A 24190-nucleotide genomic window follows, 5' to 3' on the forward strand; every position below is an offset into this window, starting at 1 on the left:
GAGCAGCAGTGAGTGCACCGGTGGTACTGCACCTCAACAACGAGCCCGAGCTGACCCGGCGCAGCCGGTTCACCGGCGCCTTCCGGAGGCTGCAGGCCGAGGGGCGCCTCGGACACGTGCCCGCCGCGCCACGGGCCGCGCTGCTCCGCGGCGGACGCCGGGCCGCCCTCGACTCGCTGGAGAGAGCCGTCCTCGACTCCCGCCCCGACGTCGTCTTCGTCCAGTCCCCGCACGGGTTTCCCTTCTCCTACGAGGAGATCGCCCGGCTGCTGCGGCTGGCGGGATCGCCACCGGTCGTCTACCAGGAGGGCGACGCGTGGGGCGGCAACAAGCGGCTGCCCGAGTCCAGCCGCTCATGGCTCCGCCTGGCGGACGCCGTGTTCAGCGTCGCCGGAGGCGCGCAGCTGGCCATGCTGCGACGCATCGCGCGGAAGCCGGTGCGCTACGTGCCCCACACACTGCCGCTGGACTGCTTTCCCGAGCAGGACCGGCCGGCTCCCCCGGGCGACGCCGCCGTGTTCGACGTGGTGACCATCGGCAACAGCGTGGTGCGGGCCCGGGTCGTCCCCCGGCTGCCGGGCGCCGGTGAGCGGGCCCGGGTCGTCCGCGGGCTGGGACGACTGGGCTGCCGACTCGGTGTGTTCGGATCGGGGTGGCGCGGCCCGCACGCCCTGGGTCCGTTGCCCTTCGAACGGCAGATCGCCGTTCTCCGCTCCGCGCGGATGAGCGTGGGATGGGACCACTACGGGCGCTACCCCGGCTACTTCTCCGACCGGCTGCCGATCTCCGGGGCCGCGGGACGCGTCCACGTCAGCCAGAGCAGACCGGGCATGGAATGGCTGCCGGGCCCTCAGGACGGCCTCCATCTCGTACGCACTCCCCGGGATGTCGTGGGCCGGGTGGCGGACTTGCTGCACGAGGAACAGCACAAGCTGGACTCGGCCGGGGAAAGGCTTCGTCGCTGGGTGCTCTCGCACCTGACCGACCTCCACTCCGTCCAGTTCATGCTGGGCGCGTTCCTGCCTCTGCCGTCGCCCCCCGCCGACCCGTGGCAGCGGATCGCCGCAGGGGAGGGCGAGCGGGGGTGAGTACCGGCGGCGATCCGGCGGGAGGGAAACGGACGGGGAAGGAGACCGCCATCCCCGGTGAGCACCCGCATTCCCGCACGGTCGTCACCGGCACGCTGTGGAACTACTCGGCGGCGGTCGCGGCGGCCCTCCTCCAGCTCGGATACACGGCCTACACCGGACGGGCCGTCAGCGCCGCCGCCTTCGGGGCCTTCGCGTCCGCCCTGTCCATCACCCAGCTGCTGGGCTACTTCGCCAACGCCGGACTCGCCACGACGGTGCTGCGCTCGCGCGAGCTGACGCGCGGCCTGCTCGTGGCGACGGTCCGCCTGGGCCTGCTGAGCGGCCTCCTGTGCTTCGCCGTGGTGGAAGCGACGGCCCCGCTCTGGGCCGAGCTGTGGAACGCCCCCGAGACGACGGGGCTGTTGCGCGTGCTGGGCCTCCAGTTCCTCTTCCTCCCCGTGGGGGCGGTGAGCGCGGCCGGCCTGCGGAGGCTGCAGGCCCAACGGGCCGCGGTCCTGGTCGAGACCGGGGCGCTGGCGGCGGGGCTGCTCGCGGGAACCCTGCTCCTGGCGGCCGGCTGGAACCCGCTGGGCCTCGCCGTCACCTCGGTGACCACCCAGCTGGGCATCGCGGTCCTCGCCGGCGCCCTGGTCACCCGGCGGCTGCCGCCGGCGGCCGGCAGCTCCGCCGAACGGCCGGTCCGGTATCGCGAGCTCGTCGGCTCCTCGGGCTTCCTCGCCGGGCACCAGCTCGCCCAGTACACGACGAACACCGTGCCGCTGTGGGCGGCCGGCACGATCCTCGGTCCGGTGGCGGCCGGCTACTACTCGCGGGCGACACTGTTCACCGGACTGCTCCTCACCACGCTCGCGGCCGGCCTGACCCGGGTCACGACCCCCGCCCTCACCAGAGTGCGTGCCGAGGTCGTGGCGCGCCCTCCGGACGCCCGGGCCCCCCGGGGCGCGGAGGAGCCAGCCGTCCGCCGTGCGGCGACGGACGTCCTGCTCGCGGCCTCCGCCCTCTCGTTCATCCCGTTCGCGTTCCTCGCCGGGACCGGGCCCGGCGCGCTGCAACTGCTCCTGGGACCGGGGTGGACCGAGGCGGCCCGGCTGGTGCCCCCGCTGTGCCTCTTCTCCGCCGTCGCCGTCGTGTACGCGGTCGGACTCTCCGTGGACACGGTGTGCGGCTCCCTCGGCCGGATGGCCGCCGCCCAGTGCGCGGCAGCCGCCACGACACTCGCCGGGGCGCTGGTCGCCACCGCCGGACACGGACTCACCGTGCTGGCCCTGGCCGCCCTCGCGGGTCAGCTGAGCGGCCTCGCGGTGCAGATGTGGAAGTGGCGGGGCGGCCGGGTCGTCGAGGCACGTCGCCTGTGGGGTGGCCACGCGGTGCATGCGGCGCTGGGACTGGCGGCGTACGCGGCGGGAGTGGCCCTGTCCCGGATGGCCGCCGACCGCCCCTGCCCGGCCGTCGTGCTGGTGTTGCCGGCCGGCGCGCTCTTCGTGGCGTTCTGCCGCCCCCTGCGCACCCGGCTGCCGCTGTACCGGGTGGCGGCCGACCGTGGCCTGCTCCCCCTGCGGCTGCCCTTCCGGGTACGCGGCCCTCGGCGCGAGGGGATCACCCGGCCGCAGGCACAGTGATCAGTCCCCGGTGCCACTCGCACCGGATCGCGTCGCGGGTTCGCGGAGGAACACCGCGTCGCACTGGAGCATCTGGCCGGTCTGGCGATCGGTGAACCCCGGCACCACCGCCATGAGGGTCAGGCCGTAACGCCGCTGCGCGGTGTCCATCACCTCGTGCAGCAGGGGGCCGCCCTCGTACAGGGGGACGCAGGACGCCTCCAACTGCAGACCGCAACAACGTCGCACGAGGTCCTCGGCTCCTCGCAGCACGGCTTCCTCGTACCCCTGGACGTCCAGTTTGACGAAGACGCGGTCGTCGGGACCGGCAAGTTGCGGCCACAGGTCGTCCAGACGGTACTGCTCGGCCTCCTGGCGACCCACGTAGCGCGAGTCCGGGCACGCTTCGGCATGTCGGGAAAGCATCGGCAGTACGGAGCTGCTCAGGCCGTTGTTTCCGGCCACGTTCAGGGTGACGGTGGCCCGCCTGTCGCCGAGGGCGTGCGGGAGCGCGGTCCACAGGGGGTCCGCGTCCGCGCGGCGGCGAAGGGCCTCGAACGCCGGGCGCAGTGGCTCGAAGGACACGATGCGCCCCCGGTATCCGAACCGCCGCAGGCCGAGTCCGTACTGGCCTCGGTTCGCTCCCACGTCGAGCACCACGTCGGCGCCGGAATGACGCAGCAACTGCACGGCGCGGTAGTCGTAGGAGCACTCCGGAAACCGATTCACGTCGAAGCCGAAGCGCTGGACGGCTTTCCGGGCCCGGTGGAGAAGAGTCACCCGCCCATTGTGATCGGCTCATATCGGATTTGTCACTGATGGTGGCGTTCTACACGCCGTGCCCTTTCGGGTGCCCTCCTGCCTTCGCCAGGGTGCTGTCCTCCCGCTCCCCCTCGGCGGGTCGGGCCGCAGTCGCCGGACGAGGCATCGGCGCCACAGGGTCCGGAGCACCGGGCGACGGGGGCAGGGGCGGCCCGCCGGCCGTTCGGACCCGCGCCTGCCACAGGCAGAACCCGAGCAGCACCGCCTGCTCGGGAAAGGCGGAGTAGGACACGAAGAGCACCAGTTGGCCGACCATCACGACACGGAGGGCCAGGGTCGCGGCACCGGCCCGCGCGAGCCGTCGCCAGGTCTGGAAGTAGACGACGAGCAGCGCCAGCAGGCCCACCAGCCCCAGACGCAGCATGATGTGCAGGTAGTAGTCGTGTGGGGACACCGTGACGAGACCGCCCCCGATGAACCGCTCGTAGCCGGACCCGAAGGGTGCGCCGACCAGCCACTGGACGAGGGTTCGCGGCGCGTCGAGCAGGTCCTGCCAGCCGAGCACCCGCCAGGCGAAGGTGCTGCGGGTGCCCTGGGTCTCCTTGAACGAGTCCGCGAGCGAACCGCCGATCGCACCGAAGGCACCGGCGACGTAGAGCAGGGCCGCGAGGGAGAGCACGAGCGCTCCCGCGCCCGCCGACACCAAGCGCTGCCCACCGCGCGCGGGACGCAGCACCCACCAGGCCAGCCCCATCATCGCGGTGGCCGCCCAGACCGTCCGGTGCTGGAGCAGCAGCACGAGAACGAGGAACAGGAGGGCCGTCAGATGTCTTCCGTTCACTCGCCGTCCGCCCGCCGGGCCACCACGGTCGGGCACGCCCGGATCCGGCGCGGCCGGTGCGCGCGAAGCCAGCAGCATCATCGCGGCCTGGGCGAGCACCAGCGCCGCGGCGGCGGGCACCGGCCGGGAGTCCACCGTAACGCCGTCGACGGCGAGATGGGCGTTCGCCGCATGCAGTCCGCGGTCCGCCCAGCCGGCCACGCTGAGCAGCGCGTACGCGATCGCGGTGGCCAGCCAGGCCCGGGGGACGACCCGGCTCAGCGAGGCGCTCGGCGGTGCGGTGGCCAGGTACAGGGTGATGGCGAGGAAGTGCCAGAAATAGACCCGGGAGTCGTTGCCCGCGGCCTGCAGTCCGAAGGCCGCCGCCCCCCGGAGGGTGGACCAGGTGGTGAGGGCGACCATGGCGAGCAGGGCCGCCGGCGCTCCGTAGGCGGTCGGGCGCCGGCGGGGTACCCGCGCCATGGCGACGGCGATCGCGCACACGTCCAGGACGTCGGTCGGATAGACGCGTACGCCGATGTCGAGGGCCGCCGTCTGCCCGCCGACGGCGACGATCCAGACCTGGGTGCCCAGCAGCAGCCCGATCGCGATCCCGCAGTGCCGGGCGAAGACCCACAGCAGCAGCCCCACGAGCGGAAGTGCCGTGAGCAGCATCAGCAGGGTCTGCGGGTCAACGGGAAGGAGTCGCACCGTGATCCGTTCTGGGATGTGGGAATGCGCTGGGGGTGGACCGGGTCCCTGCGGCAGGCGGCACGGTCGGCCGTCCGCCGGGCTCGGCCGGCCGACCGCCGCGTTGACGGTCGCTCAGGGGTCCGCGCGGAGGGACGTGTGCCGGCGTCGCGGCACGGCTCCCGGCCGGCGCACGGTGGACCGCAGGACGGCCTTCACGTACGGGGAGCAGAAGACCAGCGGGGCCCAGGGGCCGAGGTGGCGGCGGCAGTAACGCCACCAGGGCGCCGGCGGCTGCTCCCGTACCGAGGCGAGCCGCCGCAGCGCGGTGCGCGCGTCGAGCCCGGGTTCGGCGGATGTTCCCCCGACGGCACCGGAGTTGTCTTCGCAGGTGCCCACGTGGCCCGGTGCCAGCAGCAGCGGGATGCCGGCCCGGCGGGCACGGAGCCCGTAGTCGTGGTCGCCCATGCGGTGCGGGAAGGCGGGATCGAGGTCGCCCAGCACGCGCCGGGCCGGGGCCGTGACCAGCACCGCGTTGCCGTTGCAGGTGTCGCACGGCGTGGCCTGCCGGGCGTCCGGTTCGACGCGTTCCAGGGCCGGGGGGCGCAGGGGCGACCGGAGAAGGCGGTAGCCGCTGTAGGTGGTGCGGGTTCCGTCGCCGGAACGCGTGGCGCCGACGGCCACGGCCGGGCGGTCGAGGGGTGCGGCGGTGCGCAGCAGCGCGGCGAGGGCTCCCCGGTCGAGGACCACGTCGTCGTTGAGCCACAGCACATGGGCCGCGGGGTCGGCGCGGGTGGCGGCGATCCTGGTGCCGGTGCCCCAGAAGACGTCCGGGCCGACCGTGACCACATCGGTGCCGGGGAAGGCGGCCCGCACCTCGTCGGCCGTACCGTCGGCACTGCCGGCGTCGACGAGGTGGACGGTGCAGCGGGTGCCGGCCGGAAGGCCGGTCTGGGCGTGCACCGAGGAGATGGCCGCGAGCGTCCTGTCCCTGCGGTTGTGACAGGTCATCAGGACGGCGACGCCGCGCGGGGCGCCCCCGGGCGGAATGCGATCGGCGTGCACCGGGTCACCGCGCGGCCGGGGCCGGGACGGCGGAGGGTACGGCCCGGTCTCGCGTAGCGAGACCGTTGCGGAGGACGTCGAGCTCCGCGTCGACCATCAGACGGGCCAGTTCGGGTGCGCGCACGGTGGCGCGCCATCCGAGCCGCGTCTCCGCCTTGGAGGCGTCCCCGATCAGATGGTCGACCTCGGTCGGGCGCAGATAGCGCTCGTCGAAACGCACGTGGTCGCGCCAGTCGAGGCCGACGTGGGCGAAGCACTGGTCGACGAACTCGCGGACGCTGTGGCTGGCACCGGTGGCGATCACGTAGTCGTCGGGCCGGTCCTGCTGCAGCATCAGCCACATGGCCTCGACGTACTCGGCGGCGTAGCCCCAGTCGCGGCGGGCGTCGAGGTTGCCGAGGTGGACCACGTCCTGCAGGCCGGCCTTGATCCGGGCGGCGGCCACGGCCACCTTGCGGGTGACGAACGTAGGGCCGCGGCGCGGGGACTCGTGGTTGAACAGAATGCCGTTGACGGCGTACAGACCGTACGCCTCACGGTAGTTGCGGGTGACCCAGTACGCGTACACCTTCGCCGCACCGTAGGGCGAGCGGGGGTGGAAGGCGGTGCCCTCGTCCTGCGGCGGTGGGGCCGCGCCGAACATCTCCGAGCTGGAGGCCTGGTAGAATCGGCAGGGCAGGCCCGTCCTCCTGATGGCCTCCAGCAGCCGGGTGGTGCCCAGCCCCGTGGTGTCACCGGTGAATTCGGGCTCGTCGAACGACACCCGCACGTGCGACTGGGCGGCGAGGTGGTAGACCTCGTCCGGCTGCACCTGCTCCAGCAGGCCCGTCATCCGCGTTCCGTCGGTGAGGTCGCCGTAGTGCAGGAAGAGGCGCGCCTCCGGGTCGTGCGGATCGCGGTAGAGGTGCTCGATGCGCTCGGTGTTGAAGGTGGAGGCGCGGCGGACGATCCCGTGCACCCGGTAGCCCTTGTCCAGCAGCAGTTCGGCGAGATAGGAGCCGTCCTGGCCCGTGATGCCGGTGATGAGTGCCGTTCTGGGGGTCACACGCGCTCCTTGGCTGATGAGGTTTCACGAGGCGACGGAAGGTCCCTGGCAGGCGGGCACCCCGGCACCGCACCAGTGTAGGGAACAATTACTGCATTTCTTATGCAATGTGGCGTTATGTCGTATTTCGCCCCTTTCGCCGTAAGGTGGGGCACCACCCCACCCAGCCCTTCACCGGATCCGATCGGGGACGGACACCTTGGACCTTCGCGACTACCTACGAGTCCTCTCTCGCCGCTGGCGCGCCATCACCGTACTGACCCTCCTCGGCACGGCTGCCGGCGTACTCCTCACGTACACGGCCATCCCCGAATACCGGGCCACCGCCAAGCTCTTCGTCTCGCTGCAGGGCGGCACCGACGCCGACACCGCACAGCTCGCCCAGGGCAATCTCTTCACCCAGGCCCGAGTGCGTTCGTACGCCGAAGTGGCGACGAGCCCCCTGGTGACCCGGCACGTCGTGAAGCAGCTGAGGCTGAAGATGTCACCGGCCGAGCTGAGCAGCAAGATCAGCGCGACCGCCCAGCCCGACACGGTCCTGCTCCAGCTCACCGTCACCGACACCGGGGCGGCACGGGCGGCACGCATCAGCAACGCCGTGGCCGAACGGTTCACCGAGGTGATCCGTGGCCTGGAGCGCCCGATCGACGCGGACTCGTCGCCGGTGCGGCTGAGCGTCACCGAGCCGGCCTCCGTACCGGGCGCGCCCTTCTCACCGCGGCCGGCCGTGAACGTCGCACTCGGGCTCCTGGCCGGGCTGGTCCTCGGGGCCGGCTTCGCCCTTGCGAGGGAGACCCTGGACTCGTCGGTCCGCACGTCCAAGGCGCTCACCGACGCCCTGGCCGGCTTCGGCGGACCGCCCGTGCTCGGCAGCATCGTGCACGACCCCCAGGCGACCAGCCGGCCGCTGGCGCTCCGCGACGACATGCACGGTCTGCGCGCCGAGGGCTTCCGCCGGCTGCGCACCTGTCTGCAGTTCGTCGACGTGGACCGGCCGCCGAAGGTGATCGCGGTGACCAGCCCGCTGTCCGGCGAGGGGAAGACCAGCGTCGCGGTGAACCTCGCCGCGACCCTGGCCGAGACCGGCGCCTCGGTCTGCCTGGTCGACACCGACCTGCGCCGCCCCTCCACCGCCCGCACCCTGGGCCTGATCCGGGACGCCGGGCTCACCACCGCTCTCATCGGCCGGGCCGAGGTGCAGCAACTGCTGCAGTCCGCGGGGACCTTCTCCGTACTGACCAGCGGCGCGGTGCCGCCGAACCCCACCGAGCTGCTCGGCAGCGCACAGCTGAAGTCCGTACTCCGCGGTCTCGCCGAGAAGTTCGACCACGTCGTGGTGGACACCGCTCCGGTGCTCCCCGTGGCGGACGCCTCCGTGATCGCCTCCGAGGTGGACGGCTACCTCCTGGTCGTCCGGGCCTCCCGAACCAGCCGCGACCAGATCGCGGAGGCCCTGCGCGCCCTGCGGCACGTGGGTGCCTCCGTGGTCGGCACGGTCCTCAACATGGCCTCGCCGAAGGAGGACCGCGGCGCGCACGGGTACGCCTACGAATACCGGCCGCAGTGCCACACGACCGGCCGGTTCGCCCGCCTGGCCCGGCTCGCCCGCATCTCCCGTCCGGGCCGGGCCGGACGCCCGTCCGGACTGGTCAGGATCGCGCGGGCCGTCGGGCGCAGACGGTCCGCCGGCACCGCCCCGGCCCTGCCGACTCCCGGCGGTGGGCCGGACGCCCGGAGCGCCGCCCCGGTGAAGTCGCTCGCCGAGGAGACGCCGCGCCCGGTGGCCGCCGAACGGAGCGTGCAGTCGTGACCGCCGTGCTGTCGCAGCCGTACGGGGCCGTCCGCCGCCCCCTCGACCGCTCGGCCCGGGTGCTCGTGGCCGGACGCCGTGGACTCGTCGGTTCGGCGGTGTGGCGGCACCTGGCGAGGGAGGGCTTCACCGGACTGCTGGGGCCCGGCTCCGCGGAACTGGACCTGCGCGAGCGCCGTGCGGTCTTCGACTGGTTCGCCGCCGCCCGACCGGACGTGGTCGTACTGGCCGCCGCCCGCGTGGGTGGGATCAGGGCCAACGCCACCCGGCCCGCCGACTTCATCTCCGACAACCTGCGTATCCAGGTCAACGTGCTGGACGCCGCGCTGGAGCACGGGGTCGAGCGGCTGCTGTTCCTGGGGTCCAGCTGCATCTACCCCAAGTTCGCCGACCAGCCCATCCGGGAGGACGCGCTCCTCACCGGCCCGCTGGAGCCGACCAACGACGCCTACGCCATCGCCAAGATCGCCGGAATCCACCAGGTCCGGTCGGTACGGCGCCAGCACGGCCTGCCGTGGATCTGCGCCATGCCGACCAATCTGTACGGCCCCGGGGACAACTTCCACCCCGAGCACTCCCATGTACTGCCGTCGCTGATCCGTCGCTTCGACGAGGCCCGAAGGGTGGGGGCACCACGGGTCGTGAACTGGGGGTCCGGAACGCCGCGTCGGGAGTTCCTGCACGTGGACGATCTGGCCCGGGCCTGCCTCCACCTGCTGGAGCACTACGACGCGGACGACCCGGTCAACGTCGGCACCGGCACGGACCTGACCATCCGGGAGGCCGCGGAGCAGGTGGCGGAGGTGGTCGGCTACCGCGGAACCCTCGAATGGGACCCGGGGCAGCCGGACGGTACCCCGCGCAAGCTGCTGGACATCTCCCGGATCACCGCGCTGGGCTGGGAACCGGGGATCGGCCTGCGTGACGGCCTCGCCGACACCTACGCCTGGTACGCGCACCATCGCGGCTCCGGCGCGCTGCGGCTCTGACCGATCAAGTCGTCCGGTTCCGCCGGGGCCGGCGGAACCGGACGCCCGTTCCCGGGCCCACGTCCCCGGGCTCGGGGTTTCCCCACCCACGGCCGGGAACGCACGGCCGTGGCCGCACGCCGCCGGGGCACCGGTCCCGGGTTCGGGGCTCCTGACGCACGGCCCCGGACCCGCGTGCCCGAACGCACACCTCCGCCCGTGACGGCGACCTTTCGGGTCCATCCGAGTGCTGCTCGTACACCGTCCTGCCGAACACCGTGGTGCGCCTGTTTCGGATGGGCGGGTTCATGTCTACGGATCGAAGCGCTTGATCTTCTCGAACGGTCTGACGGAGTACGACCACGAGTGCCGGTGGAGGCGGTGCGGAGGGCACGCGAGTGTCTGCATCTGAGATACCCATGCGAACGAATGACGGCGAGCAGAAGGTGCCGGAGCCCCGGAGCCGCACAGAGGCCCGGTCCGGTGCCGCTGGGCGCCCGGTGGTCGGGCACAGCGGTCGCCTGCCTCGTGGTCGTCCCCCGGTTGCCGTCGCGACGGCCACGGCCAGCCGCGGGTGCGGCAAACAACCTGTCCTGCAAAGCGGTTCGATCCTCTCTTTCGAAAAGCAATAACGATCACCACTCGTCAAGCGTCTTCCACTAAGGAGCCCGAAACCATGCCCAGACGCTCCGTACGGCGACTCGTCGTGGCCGCCGCTGCCGCAAGCCTCGTTGCCGCAGCCCCGTTGATCGCGGCCCAGCCCGCATTCGCGCAGTACCCGCCCGCCCCCAATCTGACCGTCGAGGACGTGGACCTCGTCCTGGAGCCCGGCCAGGTGGTCGACTTCCTCGGGCGGGGTTACAAGCCGCTTGAGCAGACCACCGGTCGTCTCGTACCGGTCGGCGGTGGAGGCGGTGGTGGTGGCGGCGCCGGCGGACCTGGCGGTGCTGCCGCGCTGGGCCGCTCCGCGGCGGTCCCGCAGTCCTTCCCGGCGGCCGACCCGAAGCCCAGCCCGTCCGAGAGCTCCGACATGTCGTCCGGCGGCGGTGACGACCGGCCCGTCGTGACGGTCGGAACGTGGAACGCCGACGGGAGCGGCGTCGTGGACTCGACGTTCACCGTCCCCGCGGGGACGGCGGAGGGCGCCTACTACTTCCAGCTGGCCGGCGCGGAGTCCCAGCTCGTCCTCACCGTCCGGGTGACCATCGACGCAGACGGCGACGGCGACGGTGACGGCGACGACGACCACGGACGCCCCGGTGACGGTGACGACGACCACGGACGCCCCGGCGGCGGTGACGACGACCACGGACGCCCCGGCCGCGGTGACCACGACCACGGCCACAACGGCAGCGACGACCACGACGGCCGCGACGGCCGCGGTCACGACGACCACGACGACCACGGGGACGGCGGCAAGTCCGACCACGACGACGACGGGGACGACGACAAGGACTCCGGCCCCTCGCTGGCCGACACCGGCTCGTCCGACGGAACGGTCGCACTGCTGACCGCGACCGGCGGTCTGCTGCTGCTCGGCGGCGGCGCGCTGGTCGTCGCGAAGCGCCGGCGCAACGCCTCCCAGCGAGGCTGACGGGCCGGCCGCACAACGGCACCACCGCGGTACGGGAGAGCTCCCGGCAGCGCCTCGCTGTCCGGGAGCTCTCCCGTGCCCGGGGACCGCACCCGGCACCGGCGCGCGGGACGCGTCGGGGAGTGCGGCGTGGGGCATGGGGGCGAATTCCCGGTGAGCCGGTGGAGGGACAGCGGCGGCGTCAGCGGTGTCGTGCGAGGGTGCGGGTCATGCGCGTCGCGTTCGTGACCCCCGTGGTCGTCCTGGCCCTCGCCACCGGGGCCCTCGCACGCTCCTGCACGGCGGACGGCGAACCGGGCGGCCGAGATCCGGCGCGGGGCCGGGCGGCGGCACCGGTCGAGCGCCTGCGGGTCGAGGTCGTCGAGACCCTGCCGCACGACCCGGCGGCCTTCACACAGGGCCTGGAGATGGCCCGCGGCGCACTCTACGAGAGCACAGGGGTATCCGGCCGTTCGACGATCGGATGGGGCCCGCCGGGGGCCGCACCCACCCGGCGCGCGCGACTGCCGGCGCCGCTGTTCGGTGAGGGGATCACCGTCGTGGGGCGGACGCTGTGGCAGCTCACCTGGCGCGACGGTGTCGCGATCGAGCGCGACGCAACGACTCTTGCCGAGCTCCGCCGGGTCCCGTACGAGGACGAGGGCTGGGGGGTGTGCCACCAGCCGCAGCACGGCCGCCTGGTGACGAGCGACGGCTCCGCCCGTCTCGTCTTCCGGGACCCGGGGACCCTCAGGAAGAAGGGTTCGCTCGTCGTCACCCTCGACGGGCGGCGGGTGGACCGGCTCAACGAACTGGAGTGCGTCGGCGACCTCGTGTACGCCAACGTCTGGCCCACCGACCGGATCGTGCGGATCGACGCCGGCACCGGCCGCGTGACGGGGGAGATCTCCGCGAACGGTCTGATCGGCACGGCCGAGCGACGCCGTGCGGACGTCCTCAACGGCATCGCGGCCGTCCCGGGAACCGATCAGTTCCTGCTGACCGGCAAATGGTGGCCGAAGATGTTCCGGGTACGGTTCGTGCCCGCCTACCGCACGGCCGGCCCCGCACGCCGTACTCCCTGAACCGGATCCCGGTACCCGCCGGTCCGCCCGGCCCGGGAGCCGTCGACGGGTCGCGGGTGGACGGTGACCGCGGGGACGGGATGGTGGCCGCGGGTGGACGGCGGGCACGCGACGGGCGTCGAACGGAGGCGCCGTGCTCCTGCTGCCCCCGATCCGGGCGGCAGCGCCCCCGGGGCGACCGGGGGACGGAACGACGGTGGGGGCGCAACGACGGCGCCGTACCCTTGCGGGTCCTCAACGGGACCGTTCACCATGCGGACACGGCCCGGGACGGCTCCCCCAACCGGACTCAGTCCCCCACCACCACCGTCCGCTGGGCCGAGAAGTCCCCCCAGTCGCCGTCCGGGAGCCTGGCGCGCAGCTTCAGCGAGTGGCGGGTGCCCGGCGGGTCGGTCACGGTGAGGGTGTACTTCGCGGGACCTGGCGGGGGTTCGGTGCCCCAGACGATCGTCGTGGCGAGGGTGCCGTCGAGGAAGAGCTGGTGCTCCCGGACCGGCCCGCCCGTCGCCGGCGGGGTCCAGGTCAGCTCGACCGTGTGGACGGAGGGGGCGGTGCGCCGGATGGACGCGGTGAGCCCGGTGGGGGCCGTTCCCGGACCCGCCCCAGGGGCCCCGGCGGTCCTCAGGTCGAGCGGGGCGCTGTCCGGCGAGGAGTTGTCGGCCGCGTCCCGGGCACGGACGGTGAACGTGTAGATCGTGCCCGGACGCAGACCGGTGACCCGGGCCGTGGTGACGGTTCCGGGCACGCTGTGGATGCGGGAGCCCGCCTGGTGGACGTCGTAGGCCGTCACCCCCCGGTCGTCGGCCGAGGCACCCCAGGACAGGGTGACCGCACGGCTCCCGTCGGCACGGCCCCGGAGCGCTCCCGGGCGGCCGGGCGGACGCCGGTCCTCGACGGCGGGTTCGAGCGTGGTGACGCGGACCGGCGCGCTGTGGGCCGAGGCGTTGCCCGCGGTGTCGAGGGCGCGGACGGTGAACGCGTACGAGGTGGAAGGGGTGAGGCCGTCGATGTCGGTCATGCGCGTGGCCGCCGGGAGGGACCTGACCTTCGTGCCCGCGCGGAAGACCTCGTAGCCGCTGACGCCGGTGTCGTCCGTGGAGTGCTCCCACATGACGTGGACCGAGGTCGCACTGCTCGCCTGGACGGTGATGCCGTTCGGCACCGAGGGACCGCGGGTGTCCGCGGCTCCGGCGCCACCGCCGCATGCCGCCGCCAGCGGCAGGCACGTACACGTCAGCACGGTGAGAATCAGGGGGCGTTGCACCGGACTGCCTCCGTCCGCCGGGCATTGGTCCAGACCTGTATCGCACAGTCCGGCCGCGCCCGGCAAGAGGGCGGAGGGCAGGAGGCGCCGGGCAGGGGGCGGACGGACGGGGGCGCCCGGGAGTCAGGAGGGAGAGCCGTCCCCCGGGCCCTGACGCTCGCTGTGGCCCAGCGTCCTGCCGGGCGCGATCAGGTCCCTGACGGCCCGCTTCACGGCGGTCGGCTCGGGGAATCCCTGCTCACGGCGGTCCCAGACGACCTCTCCGTCGACCCGCACGACGAACACGCCCCCGATCCCCGGCTTCAGCGCCATCTCGGTGAGCTCGGTGCGGTCGAAGGTGCCGAGGAGCTCCTGGGCCAGCCATACGGCGCGGGGCAGCCAGCGGCACTGGGTGCAGTACTCGATCTGCATCCGGTGGCCTGCCGTTTCGCGCTGCGGCCCGGCTCCCGGCCCCTCGTCTGCCGCGGACATCCGGCACCCTCACCTTCCCGTGCCGCGGCGGCGCGCCGCGGACCGTCTCGCCGTCGCCTTCGCCGTCCTGGCGGCGTGCGCCGCCAAGTCTGCCACCCTGCCGTCCGGGTGGCGTCCCCGCAGGTCCTCCAGAACGCGGGCCGCGCCCGCCGGGGCGGTCTCCGCCAGTGCCGCCAGCAGGGACGGGGCGCCGCCAGGCCAGCCGGCGGCGGCCTCGTCGAAGGCGTCGACCAGGGCCGTGGGAGCGGGCTCGGGGGCGCGGCCCTCGTCGGCCGCGGCCACGAAGGCCCGCATGTCCGCCGCCCAGCGGGCGTCCAGTTCCTCCAGCAGCAGCGTGGCCCGCGCGGTGAGGGGCACCAGGCCCTCGTCCGCCGGTTCTCCGCGGGAGCGGAGGAGCCGGTGGGCGTGGGCACCGGTGACGGGGTCGGTGAGCGCGGCCCGCAGGGGGCCGTCGGGGATGTGCGCCCGGTCCAGGCGGTCGAACAGCCCGGTCGTCAGAGTGCGGTGGAAGTCGGCGGACTTGGTCGCGGAGACGGCGTCCAACAACTGGCTCCACGCCGTGCCGGTGGCGCCCCGGGCCGTCGTCCACGCCGTGACGGCCGCGGCGGCGACGGCCGGCGGCCAGAACTGGACGGCGGCGACCACGCGTGCCGCGTCCCAGGACACGACCTCGTGCTCGTCGGGGGCGGCGACGTGGCCCACGGCGAGTACGTGGCGGACGACGGCGTTGCCGAGCGGGGTGAGGCCGTAGGCGTCGCCGGTACGGAAGACACAGCCGGTGCGGGCCAGTTCGTCGACCACCGCGGCGAGCGCGCGGGCCGGGCCGTCGACCGCCGCACGGTCGTCCTCGGTGAGACCGGGGACGCCGAGCAGTCCGGACAGTTCGGCGAGCGGGGGCGTCTCGTACCCGGGCGGGGCGGAGGCGGGGACGACGGCCGGGGCGTCCTCCAGGTCGGGCGGGACGGTCAGGTCGGTGTGCCCGGACGCCTTGCGGGCCACGGACTCGGGGGTGCCGCCCCGCGCGTACAGCCCGTAGAGGACGTGCGCGGCGTCGAGGGCGTACTCCTCGTCGGCGGCGCGGTCCGGATCGGAGCCGGCGGCGATGCGCTCCACGACGGCGGCGAGGACGTCGGCGCCGAGTTCGACGAGTTCCTGCGCGGTGCCGTCGGTCCAGACGCCCTCGGCCGGACCGGGGAAGCCGCACTGCTCGGCCAGGTCGTGGACGTCGTCGTTCCCGGCCGCCAGCGCCGCGGGCAGCGGGGCGGCCTGCAGCAGCGCCCGGACCTCACCGGGGCCGGGCACGGCCGCGGGCGGGGGCAGCGGAGCGGCGGAGTCGCCGTGGTGGTCGAGGTGTTCGTCGAGGAAGCGGTCGGCGAGGACGACGTGCGGCAGTGCCTCGGGCCCGGGGGCGAGGCCCTCGTACGGACCGGAGAGAGCCTCGGCGAGGCCCGCCGCCGTCCAGCGGTCGGTCAGGGCCACCGCCAGCGCCTCCAGCTCGGACGTGAGCGCCTCCTCGGGCCGGGCGGCCTCCAGGGCGGGAGTCGCGGGCAGCAGCGGCCCCACCGGTGAGGGTCCTTCGACGTCGTGGGCGAAGGCGGCCAGCAGGGCGTCGGTGAGGCGGATGCGGGCCGCGAAGGTGGCCGCGGTGACGTCCGAGCGGTGCAGGGGCCCGGGGAGCGCCGGCCGCTCCGCGTGGGGTGCGGAGTCGAACGCGGCGAGCCAGGCGCGTACCGCCCCGGGGTCGTCCGCCTCGACGCCGTCCGCCCGCAGCAGCGACGCGTACCAGCGGGGCCAGGTCAGATTGCGGGGGTCGCCCAGGGCCCGGACGAACTCGGGTGCGGCGTCGCCCGCCGCGGCGAGGACACGCGCGTGGCGCTTGGCGTTCAGCCGGCCCGCGTCGCGTACGCGGTCCGCGAGCGCGGTGAGCACGGACGGAACGGCGGCGGCCTCGTCCGGGCTCGCCCACAGCAGCAGCGGCAGGTCCTCGACGAGGACCCGGCGCACCAGCTCGGGCGTCGGCTCGGGTACGCCCGCGCGGCGGTCCGCGCCGTGCAGCGCCAGCATGGTCAGTACCGCGTCCGCGGGACGGGACGGCAGGGCGGTCTTCCGCTCCGTCTCCGCCCAGGCGAGAAATGCGTCGAGGCCGGTGTTCAGGGCAGTGGTACGGGTCACTTGGGGAGCGTATGGGCGTGCACCGGGGCAGGGGCGCTGCCCGTGCGGAGGATGGCCCGATCGGGGGAGGCACGGCCGCGGGCGCGGCGGGCGCCGTCCCCCGTACGGGCCGCACGACCGACCGGGTCCGGCCCTCGGGCTCCGGGCCGCACGACTCACCGCGTCCGGCCCGCGCACGGCGACGGCGTGCACGGGAGCGGCCGCGGCCAACGTCTGGATGCCGCTGACGGCGACCGAGCCGAAGAGGACGATGCCCGCGCCCCTTGCGGAAACCTTGGCCGGGCTGCCACGGCAATTCCTCCGGTCGGCTGACACGTCGGCTCCGACGTGGGTGTCAGGGAGGGCGGAGGTGGTGCGTGATGCAGGTGTTGTGGGTGGTGCTGTGAGGTGCGCCCGTGGGGAAGAAGTGCCGGGGGTTCGGGCACGAGGGAGTTCACCGTCGCCGGGAGGCGTGTGCCGTGTTCTCGGCGCACGACTCCCGGCGGCGGCTGCCGCGGACCCCGCTCGGGTCCACGGCCCGCCGGTCGAGGGCCGTCCCCCTCGACCGGACTACCCGGGGTGTCAGGCCTGCGCGGCGATCCGCGCCAGGCGCTGGGCCTCGTCCCGCGTGGAGCGGGCGATGGCGTCCTCGTCGGCCCTGAGCAGTCGGCCGTCCTCGACGACCGGCTCACCACCGACCAGGGAGAGCGTGACCGGGGCCGCAGCGCCGAGGACGAGGGCGGCCACCGGGTCGGCGATGGAGGCGTGGGCGAGGGTGTCCAGCCTCCAGAGGACCAGGTCGGCGAGCTTGCCCGGCTCCAGGGAGCCGATCTGCGAGGCGCGGCCGAGGACCCGCGCGCCGCCGTAGGTGCCCAGGCGCAGCGCCTGACGCGCATTCAGGGCGGCTTCCCGGTGCACCGGGTTGAGGCGGTTGACGAGCAGCGCGTTGCGCAGTTCGGTGTGCAGTTCGCCGGACTCGTTGGACGCGGTGCCGTCGACGCCGAGGCCGACGGGGACACCGGCCTTCAGCATGTCGGGGACGCGGGCGATGCCGGCGGCGAGACGGGCGTTGGACGAGGGGCAGTGGGCCACTCCGGTCTTCGTCCGGGCGAACGCCTCGATGTCGGAGTCGTTCATGTGGACGCAGTGCGCCATCCACACGTCCTCGCCGAGCCAGCCCGTCGACTCGAAGTAGTCGGTCGGGCCCATGCCGAAGAGCTCGTGGCAGAACTTCTCCTCCTCCACGGTCTCGCTGCCGTGGGTGTGGAGACGTACGCCCTTGCGGCGGGCCAGCTCGGCGCCCTGCTTGAGCAGTTCGGTGGAGACCGAGAACGGGGAGCAGGGGGCGACCGCGATCTGCGTCATCGCGTCGAAGGAGGCGTCGTGGTGTGCGTCGATGGTCTCCTCGGTGGCGGCCAGGGCGCCTTCGAGGGTCTCGACGGCGAAGTCCGGCGGCAGGCCGCCGTCCTTCTCGCTGCGGTCCATGGAGCCCCGGGCCAGGGTGAAGCGGACACCCATCTCGGACGCGGCCCGGATGATGGCGCCGGAGAGGTCGCCGGAGCCCTTCGGGAAGACGTAGTGGTGGTCCATCGCGGTGGTGACGCCGCCGCGGGCCATCATCGCCAGGGAGCCCTGCGCGGCGGAGTACGCCATCTGCTCGTCGATGCGGGCCCAGGTCGGGTAGAGCGCGACGAGCCAGTCGAACAGGTTGTGGTCGGTGGCGAGGCCGCGGGTGATCCACTGGTAGAAGTGGTGGTGCGTGTTGACCAGGCCGGGGGTGGCGAGGTGGCCGGTGCCGTCGACGCGGCGGACCACGTTCTCCAGGTTCTCGGGGGCCCTGCCCGGACCGACCGACTCGATGCGGTTGCCGGCGACGACGATGTGGCCGGAGGCGTACTCGGTGTCGTCGGCGTCCACGGTCGCGATCGAGCAGTTCTCGATGACGATGCGCGGGGCTGCTGCCGATGCTGCCATGGCGGTGCGTCCTTTGACTTTCAGTGGCGGTGCGGGCACGGCAGGACCCTGGAGGATTTGAGTGCCACGGCCCGGGGGCCGTGGGTGCCGAAGGGGTGGGAGGACCGGGTGGGCGGGACCGGCGCGGGCGGGTCCGCCCCACGTGCACGTGTCAAGGAAACCACCTGTTCCCTCGTGTCCGGTACGGCCCCGTCCGGTCGGACGGGGCCGGTCCGGTCCGGTCCGAGGGGCGGCTCCCCGGCCGGGGCGACCGGGGCGACCGGGGCGACCGGGGCGACCGTCAGAGGTTGGTCAGGTCGACCGGGATCCTCGCCTCGGCGCCATCCCGCAGGATCGTCGCCTCGATCAGCCCGTAGGGCCGGTCGGCGGCGAAGTAGACCTCGTTGTCGTTCTTGAGCCCGAAGGGCTCCAGGTCGACCAGGAAGTGGTGCTTGTTCGGCAGGGAGAAGCGGACCTCGTCGATCTCCGCACGGTTGTTGATGATGCGCGCACCCATCTGGTACAGCGTCTGCTGCAGCGAGAGGGAGTACGTCTCGGCGAAGGCGTGGAGCATGTGCCTCTTCACCTGCTCGTAGGACTTTTCCCAGTTGGGCGCCTTCTGCTCGTCGTCGGTCCAGTTGAACCGCCAGCGGCCGGAGACCTCCGTGGCCAGGATGCGGTCGTACGCCTCCTGGAGGGTCGTGTACTTGTCCTTGACGTAACCCCAGAACTCGGAGTTCGTCGAGTTCATCACGACCAGGTCCTTCAGTCCGGAGACGACCTCCCACGACTCCCCGTCGTAGGTGATCTGGGTGAGGCGGGTCTCCTGGCCCTTGCGGACGAAGGAGTGCCTGACCTCGTCGGCGCCGATGAACCTGGAGTTGGCGTCGGACGTCGCGATGCGCTCCCAGGCGTACTCCTCGATGCGGATGCGCGCGCGGTGGATCGGCTCCTGCGAGGTCACGAAGTGGCGGGCGAGGTGGATGCCGAACTGCTCGGCGGACTCGATGCCGTGCTCCTTCGCGAACGCGTACACCGTGTTCTTGGTGGTGTCGGTCGGGAGGACGTTGGCGTTCGAACCGGAGTAGTGGACGTCCTCCATGTCGCCGGAGAGGGCGACCGAGACGTTCAGGTCCTTGATGTGGTGGGTGTCGCCGTCCCGCGTGATCTTCACGACGCGGTTCTCGGCCTTGCCGTACTGGTTCTGTCCCAGGAGTACGGGGCGGCCGGGTCGGGATGTGGCTGTCATTGTCTGCTAGCTCCCTCGGTAAACGGAGTAGCCGAACGGGTTGAGCAGCAGCGGTACGTGGTAGTGCTCGCCCGGCACGACGGCGAACGTGATCGCCACCTCCGGGAAGAACGCACCGCTGTCCCGATTCGCGGGGGCGTCCTGCTGGGCCTCGGCTTGCTTCTTCGCGAAGTACGGCCCGGTCTCGAAGTCGAGCCGTACGTAGGTGGTGCCCTCCGGCAGTGCGGGCAGGTCCTTGCACCGGCCGTCCGCGTCGGTCGCGGATCCGCCGAGTGCCGTCCACTCGCCGCCGGCGCCCTCGCGGGCCGACAGGGAGACGGCGACGCCCTCGGCGGGGCGGCCGGCGCTGGTGTCCAGGATGTGGGTGGACACGGACGCCGTGGTCTCGGTGCTCATGCGCTCTCCTCCTCCACGAGACGGGTCAGCCGTATCCGGTTGATCTTCCCCAGTTCGGCGCGGACGATCTCCCGCTCCCGCTCGGGCGAGTGGTCGATCCGCTCCCGGACGGCGTCCCTCATCTGCTCACCGGTACGGCCGGTGGCGCAGATCAGGAAGACATGGCCGAACTTCTCCTGGTAGGCCAGGTTGAGTTCGAGCATCTCGGCCCTGAGCTCCTCGGAGGCACCGGCCATCCCGCTCTGCTCGCGGGAGGAGGTCGGGTCCCCGGGCTTCGGCCGTCCGATCGGCGGGTGCCCCGCCATCGCCTCGGCCAGGTCCTCGGCGGTCAGCTCGGCCATGGCGGCGTCGCCGGCGGCGAGGAGGGCCTCGACGGTGGCGTAGGGGCGCCGGGCCAGCAGCGCGCTGCCCCATGCCGTGCTGGCACACACCTCGTGCAGCGCGGACCGGGCCTCGCTGTCCGTCGAGGTGTTGAACCGGGTGAGGCCCGGTACGGAAGTCGAAGACACGGGGTCCTCCGTGGCTGTTCTGCAAGGTGAGTCGGACGGGCTGCGGATAGCTAACGCCTTCCCACGACAACACGTCAACAGTTTGTTGAATATTTGTGGGCGGAAAGGCCGTCGTCCCGGTATGCGGACGGCTGCCGCACGGTGCGGGGCCCCGACCGGCCGAGCCTCGACCCGGGAGTCCACGGGCCCGCGATTCCGGAGCCGCCCCTCCGCCGGGCGGGTGAACGTGAGGGAAGCCGGGCACCCGGGCAACCCCGGGAGGCCATATGACATTGCGGACAGGAGCGCCCGCCCCGGTCCGGGGTGATCCGGGTGCGGGCGAGCCCGTACGCGGCGCTCGGTGTCGGTGTCGGTGTCGCCCGGCAGTGCGCGGAACGCGTGCGCGGGGGAATCGGACCGCGCCGATCGGCCCCGAACCGGGCCATCCGCCCCCTCGGGCGCCCCGCACTTGCTAGAGGCTCTTCTCCCGGTTCAGGTAGTTGTAGACGGTGAACCGGCTGACCCCGAGCGCATTCGCCACGGTCTCCACTCCGTGCCGTACCGAGAAGGCCCCGCGCGCCTCCAGCGTCCGTACGACCGACTGCTTCGCCTTGCGGTCGAGAGACGACAGCGGCATGCCGTGGCGCCGCTCCATGGCGGCCAGGATGTGGTCCAGCGAGTCCGAGAGCTGCGGCAGCCGCACGGCCAGCACGTCGGCCCCCTCCCAGGAGAGGACGACATCGTCCGGCTGGGCCTGATCAGGACGGAGGATCTCCGCACCCATCGCGTCCACCAGCGGTCTCACTGCGCTGACCAGGGGATGCTCGCCGGGCCCGGTCACCGCTCCCCCTCCTGCCGTGCGTGCTCGTTCCCGTCGGGGACAGCTCCGTCGCCCGCCGCGGCACCGTCACCGACGGCCGTCCCGGGGCCGTGCTCCCCGATCACATTGACCTGCAGCGACACCCGGGTGGCCCCCGCACCGAGGGCCCGGCGCAGCAGTGAGTCGACCGCGGCGAGCACGGCGTCCACCCCGCCCTCGGCGGTGTTGCCGAAGGGGCCCACGTCCACGGCGTCCAGGCCGGCGGCCTGGACGACCTCGCGGGCGACCAGCGCATGGGCCGGGGCCTCGTCGAGGTCGAAGGGTTCTGTCGTGAACTCCACTCGCAATCGCATGACCCCACGTTAAGCCCGCCCGCACGTCCGTCCGCCGCTCGGTACCGCAGAAACCGGCGCCCTCGTGCGACGGAACCGCTCGACTCCGGCGTAGAGCCGGATGACGGACGCCGAACGCCCGGGGGTGGCTCGGCGGCAGGACAAGGGAGGGGTGGACCGGCATGACAGGTCACGGCCGCAGAGCGGTACGGGGAGCGGCGGTCGCCGCGACGGCGATGGCGGTGCTGACCGCCTCACAGGCGCAGGGGGCCCCGGCCTCCGCACCCGTCGAGGAGGCCGGGGCGCCGGGGCCGAGCGTCTCGGGTGACTCCGCGTACCGCACCGAGCTGCCCCCGCTCCGGGTGCGGGGGCGGGGCGGCCCGGCCGACCGGGGTGGGGACGAAGAGAGCGCGCCGGCGGGCGCCGGCGCTCTCCCGGCCGGCGTCTTCGCCGCCTATTGGCAGGCCGAGGCGGAACTGGCGCGCAGCGCCCCCGGATGCGGGCTGCGCTGGCAGTTGCTCGCGGCGATCGGGCAGGTCGAGTCCGGGCATGCGCACGGCGGGCGGGTGGGGCCGGACGGCACGACCGTCACACCGATCCTCGGGCCACGGCTGGACGGCAACGGCTTCGCACGGATCTCTGACACGGACGGCGGAGCGTACGACGGGGACACGGTCTACGACCGTGCGGTCGGGCCGATGCAGTTCATCCCGTCGACCTGGGCGGTCTGGGGCACCGACGGCAACGGCGACGGCCGGGCCGACCCCTCGAACGTCCATGATGCGGCGCTCGCCGCCGGCCGCTATCTGTGCGCGGGCCGCAGGGACCTCTCGGACCCGGCCGACCTGGACCGCGCGATCCTCGGGTACAACCGCTCGACGGCCTATCTGCGCACGGTCCTGGCCTGGTACGGCTACTTCCTCCAGGGCCACCTGGTGGTGCCGGACGCGGGGGCGCGCGGCACCGCCGCGCCGCGCGCCACACCGGCGCCCTCACGCACGGCCCGGCCCGCCCCGCCCGGACCGGACGCCTCCGCGCGGCCGAAGGGGAACGGCGGCGCGGAGAACGCACGGCCGCCCCGGGCCCCCGCGTCGCCGCAGCCCCGGCCCACGGAGCAGGACGCCCTGGGCCCGTCCGGCCCCGCGCTGCCCGCCGCGCCCGTGCCGTCCCTCCCCGCGCCCCGGGCGCCGCTGCCCGGCGGTGGCGTGCCTTCCGGCACGGAGCCGCTGGTCGGCAACGGTACGGACTCGATGCGCGCCACCCCCTCCACAACCCCGGATACCCGGCGGTAATGTCGCCCCCCGCCGGGCAGGACGGGACCGGTGGGGCGAGCGCGAAGGGGCCCTCATGGCGACGGACACTCAGACTGCGCATTCGGGCGCGGAGGAGCGGGCGGCCCGCGGCGGGCCCCGGGAGGGGGCGGCGCAGGAGCGCTGGCAGCGCGCCTGGAGCCACCGCGAGGACCTGCTCAAGGTGGCGCGCCGGCGGTCGATGAGCCCGGAGGACGCCGAGGACGCCGTGCACGAGGCGATGCTGCGGGCGGCCGAGAACCCCCACCTCGACGACGAGCGGCTGGGGGCGTGGCTGACGACGGTGACGATGCGGCTGTGCGTCGACCGGTACCGGCAGGTCAACCGGGAGGCGGAGGTGCGCAGCAGCCCGCGGCTGATGGCGCCGCGGCCCGCGCCGGTCGACGAGGTCGTGTGCGACCGCGCCGAGGCCAGGTGGCTGGCCGTGCGCAGCGGTGAGCTGCCCGCACGGCAGGCGGAGGCGCTGCGGCTGAAGTCCGAGGACCTCGACGTCGGGGAGGTCGCCCGGGAAATGGGGCTGAGCTACCGGACGGTGGAGTCGCTGCTGGCCCGGGCCCGGCGGACGCTGCGGGCGTCGCTCGCGGGGACGCTGGGGCTGGTGCTGTGGCTGCTGGGACGCAGGCCCCGGACGGGGGGCCAGGCTCATCTGGTGGCCGCGGCGTCGACAGCGGCGACCCTGGCGGTCGCCGGTTTCGTCGTGCCGTACGCCTACGACGGGGAGGGACCCGAACCCCGCCCCGCCACCTCCGAGACCGCCGACGAGTGGCCGGAGGACGACGAACGGGGCCGGGGCACCGGCGGGCCGGGGACCTCCGCAGGCCCCGCGGCTCCCACCCCGGGTGCGACGCCGTCGCCCGGCGGCAGCCGGTCCGTGCCACTGCTCCTGCCGGACCCGGCGCTGCCCTCGCTGCCGCCGGTGCCCCCGGCCGCGGTGCCGGACGTGCCCTCGGTACCGGACATGCCCTCGGTACCGGACATGCCCTCGGTACCGGACGTGCCCGGGGCTCCGGAGGTCTCCGGGATTCCGGCGCTGCCCGACCCGTCGGCCGCCGAGGACACCACCGTCCACGACGCTCCCGCACTGCCGCGGACCGCCGTCTCCCCGGGGCCCGACCGTTCCGGACCGTCCCGTGCCGTGCCCTCGGAACCGCCGTCCGCACCTTCGGCCCCGGGCGACGCGCCCTCGCTCTGAGCCCCCGGGCCCGTCCCGTCCACGCGGTCGGGCCCGGAGCAGGCACCCGCCCACGCG

20 protein-coding genes and 1 pseudogene are annotated in these 24190 nt (G+C 73.7%); 8 read left to right on the plus strand and 13 right to left on the minus strand.

Annotated features, from left to right (window positions below; genetic code table 11):
• Positions 1-8: 8 nt before the first annotated feature.
• Both AB0J10_RS12705 and AB0J10_RS12710 read left to right on the plus strand, forming a co-directional pair.
• Positions 9-1088 carry a hypothetical protein gene (locus AB0J10_RS12705; protein ID WP_363060725.1) on the plus strand — a complete coding sequence of 360 codons (1080 nt, stop codon included), beginning with the start codon at positions 9-11 and terminating at the stop codon, positions 1086-1088.
• Complete coding sequence (locus tag AB0J10_RS12710; RefSeq protein ID WP_363060727.1) at positions 1085-2710, plus strand: oligosaccharide flippase family protein; 1626 nt, start codon at positions 1085-1087, stop codon at positions 2708-2710. The genes AB0J10_RS12705 and AB0J10_RS12710 overlap by 4 nt, the downstream gene beginning before the upstream one ends.
• Here AB0J10_RS12710 and AB0J10_RS12715 read toward each other — a convergent pair whose 3' ends face one another.
• The 4 genes from AB0J10_RS12715 to gmd form a co-directional block, all read right to left on the minus strand.
• Positions 2711-3469: an FkbM family methyltransferase gene (locus AB0J10_RS12715; RefSeq protein ID WP_363060729.1), complete on the minus strand. Its 759-nt coding sequence runs from the start codon at positions 3467-3469 to the stop codon at positions 2711-2713. It lies immediately after the preceding gene.
• Between the two features lie 49 nt (positions 3470-3518).
• Entirely contained in the window at positions 3519-4982 is a 1464-nt protein-coding gene (locus AB0J10_RS12720; RefSeq protein ID WP_363060731.1) for an O-antigen ligase family protein, read from the minus strand.
• 114 nt (positions 4983-5096) lie between these two features.
• A complete protein-coding gene (locus tag AB0J10_RS12725) occupies positions 5097-6026 on the minus strand; it encodes a glycosyltransferase (protein ID WP_363060733.1) in 930 nt (309 codons plus the stop codon).
• Positions 6027-6030: 4 nt separating this feature from the next.
• Positions 6031-7071, minus strand: a complete 1041-nt coding sequence (gmd, locus tag AB0J10_RS12730; protein WP_363060735.1) for a GDP-mannose 4,6-dehydratase — start codon at positions 7069-7071, stop codon at positions 6031-6033.
• 199 nt (positions 7072-7270) lie between these two features.
• Here gmd and AB0J10_RS12735 point away from each other — a divergent pair, with 199 nt between their 5' ends.
• The 4 genes from AB0J10_RS12735 (at position 7271) to AB0J10_RS12750 (ending at position 12507) form a co-directional block, all read left to right on the plus strand.
• Positions 7271-8881 carry a polysaccharide biosynthesis tyrosine autokinase gene (locus AB0J10_RS12735; RefSeq protein WP_363060737.1) on the plus strand — a complete coding sequence of 537 codons (1611 nt, stop codon included), beginning with the start codon at positions 7271-7273 and terminating at the stop codon, positions 8879-8881.
• A complete protein-coding gene (locus AB0J10_RS12740; RefSeq protein ID WP_363060739.1) occupies positions 8878-9870 on the plus strand; it encodes a GDP-L-fucose synthase in 993 nt (330 codons plus the stop codon). Before AB0J10_RS12735 ends, AB0J10_RS12740 begins: the two co-directional genes overlap by 4 nt.
• Positions 9871-10525: 655 nt before the next feature.
• Positions 10526-11443 carry an LPXTG cell wall anchor domain-containing protein gene (locus AB0J10_RS12745; protein WP_363060741.1) on the plus strand — a complete coding sequence of 306 codons (918 nt, stop codon included), beginning with the start codon at positions 10526-10528 and terminating at the stop codon, positions 11441-11443.
• A gap of 209 nt (positions 11444-11652) precedes the next feature.
• Entirely contained in the window at positions 11653-12507 is an 855-nt protein-coding gene (locus AB0J10_RS12750; protein WP_363060743.1) for a glutaminyl-peptide cyclotransferase, read from the plus strand.
• A 289-nt stretch (positions 12508-12796) separates the two neighbouring features.
• Here the strand turns inward: AB0J10_RS12750 and AB0J10_RS12755 are convergent, their stop codons facing one another.
• The 9 genes and pseudogenes from AB0J10_RS12755 to AB0J10_RS12795 form a co-directional block, all read right to left on the minus strand.
• Positions 12797-13744, minus strand: a complete 948-nt coding sequence (locus AB0J10_RS12755; protein WP_363060951.1) for a fibronectin type III domain-containing protein — start codon at positions 13742-13744, stop codon at positions 12797-12799.
• Between the two features lie 150 nt (positions 13745-13894).
• The gene (locus tag AB0J10_RS12760; protein WP_363060745.1) at positions 13895-14242 is read right to left on the minus strand and encodes a SelT/SelW/SelH family protein; all 348 of its coding nucleotides are present in this window, start codon (positions 14240-14242) and stop codon (positions 13895-13897) included.
• 9 nt (positions 14243-14251) lie between these two features.
• Positions 14252-16414: a hypothetical protein gene (locus AB0J10_RS12765; RefSeq protein ID WP_363060747.1), complete on the minus strand. Its 2163-nt coding sequence runs from the start codon at positions 16412-16414 to the stop codon at positions 14252-14254.
• A 561-nt stretch (positions 16415-16975) separates the two neighbouring features.
• Positions 16976-18367 carry an 8-oxoguanine deaminase gene (locus tag AB0J10_RS12770; RefSeq protein WP_363060749.1) on the minus strand — a complete coding sequence of 464 codons (1392 nt, stop codon included), beginning with the start codon at positions 18365-18367 and terminating at the stop codon, positions 16976-16978.
• 280 nt (positions 18368-18647) lie between these two features.
• The gene (pucL, locus tag AB0J10_RS12775) at positions 18648-19595 is read right to left on the minus strand and encodes a factor-independent urate hydroxylase (protein ID WP_363060751.1); all 948 of its coding nucleotides are present in this window, start codon (positions 19593-19595) and stop codon (positions 18648-18650) included.
• 6 nt (positions 19596-19601) lie between these two features.
• Positions 19602-19991, minus strand: coding sequence for a hydroxyisourate hydrolase (uraH, locus tag AB0J10_RS12780; protein WP_363060753.1), 390 nt, complete (start codon positions 19989-19991; stop codon positions 19602-19604).
• Positions 19988-20500: a 2-oxo-4-hydroxy-4-carboxy-5-ureidoimidazoline decarboxylase gene (gene uraD, locus AB0J10_RS12785; RefSeq protein WP_363060755.1), complete on the minus strand. Its 513-nt coding sequence runs from the start codon at positions 20498-20500 to the stop codon at positions 19988-19990. Before uraD ends, uraH begins: the two co-directional genes overlap by 4 nt.
• 451 nt (positions 20501-20951) lie before the next feature.
• Positions 20952-21263: a helix-turn-helix domain-containing protein gene (locus AB0J10_RS12790; protein WP_363060953.1), complete on the minus strand. Its 312-nt coding sequence runs from the start codon at positions 21261-21263 to the stop codon at positions 20952-20954.
• A 149-nt stretch (positions 21264-21412) separates the two neighbouring features.
• A pseudogene (locus AB0J10_RS12795) lies at positions 21413-21652 on the minus strand (hypothetical protein); the annotation flags it as partial.
• 161 nt (positions 21653-21813) lie between these two features.
• Here AB0J10_RS12795 and AB0J10_RS12800 point away from each other — a divergent pair.
• Positions 21814-22923 carry a lytic murein transglycosylase gene (locus AB0J10_RS12800; protein WP_363060757.1) on the plus strand — a complete coding sequence of 370 codons (1110 nt, stop codon included), beginning with the start codon at positions 21814-21816 and terminating at the stop codon, positions 22921-22923.
• Between the two features lie 55 nt (positions 22924-22978).
• A complete protein-coding gene (locus tag AB0J10_RS12805; protein WP_363060759.1) occupies positions 22979-24133 on the plus strand; it encodes a sigma-70 family RNA polymerase sigma factor in 1155 nt (384 codons plus the stop codon).
• Positions 24134-24190: the final 57 nt, after the last annotated feature.

It is taken from the genome of Streptomyces sp. NPDC049887 (genome assembly GCF_040656535.1).
GTDB lineage: Bacteria > Actinomycetota > Actinomycetes > Streptomycetales > Streptomycetaceae > Streptomyces.

Bases quoted from the DNA above. Each gene is read 5' to 3' on its own strand.
- AB0J10_RS12745 (WP_363060741.1), top strand. From the start codon at position 10,526: ATGCCCAGACGCTCCGTACGGCGACTCGTCGTGGCCGCCGCTGCCGCA.
- AB0J10_RS12750 (WP_363060743.1), top strand. From the start codon at position 11,653: ATGCGCGTCGCGTTCGTGACCCCCGTGGTCGTCCTGGCCCTCGCCACC.
- AB0J10_RS12760 (WP_363060745.1), bottom strand. From the start codon at position 14,242: ATGTCCGCGGCAGACGAGGGGCCGGGAGCCGGGCCGCAGCGCGAAACG.
- AB0J10_RS12770 (WP_363060749.1), bottom strand. From the start codon at position 18,367: ATGGCAGCATCGGCAGCAGCCCCGCGCATCGTCATCGAGAACTGCTCG.
- pucL (WP_363060751.1), bottom strand. From the start codon at position 19,595: ATGACAGCCACATCCCGACCCGGCCGCCCCGTACTCCTGGGACAGAAC.
- uraH (WP_363060753.1), bottom strand. From the start codon at position 19,991: ATGAGCACCGAGACCACGGCGTCCGTGTCCACCCACATCCTGGACACC.
- AB0J10_RS12790 (WP_363060953.1), bottom strand. From the start codon at position 21,263: ATGGGTGCGGAGATCCTCCGTCCTGATCAGGCCCAGCCGGACGATGTC.
- AB0J10_RS12800 (WP_363060757.1), top strand. From the start codon at position 21,814: ATGACAGGTCACGGCCGCAGAGCGGTACGGGGAGCGGCGGTCGCCGCG.
- AB0J10_RS12805 (WP_363060759.1), top strand. From the start codon at position 22,979: ATGGCGACGGACACTCAGACTGCGCATTCGGGCGCGGAGGAGCGGGCG.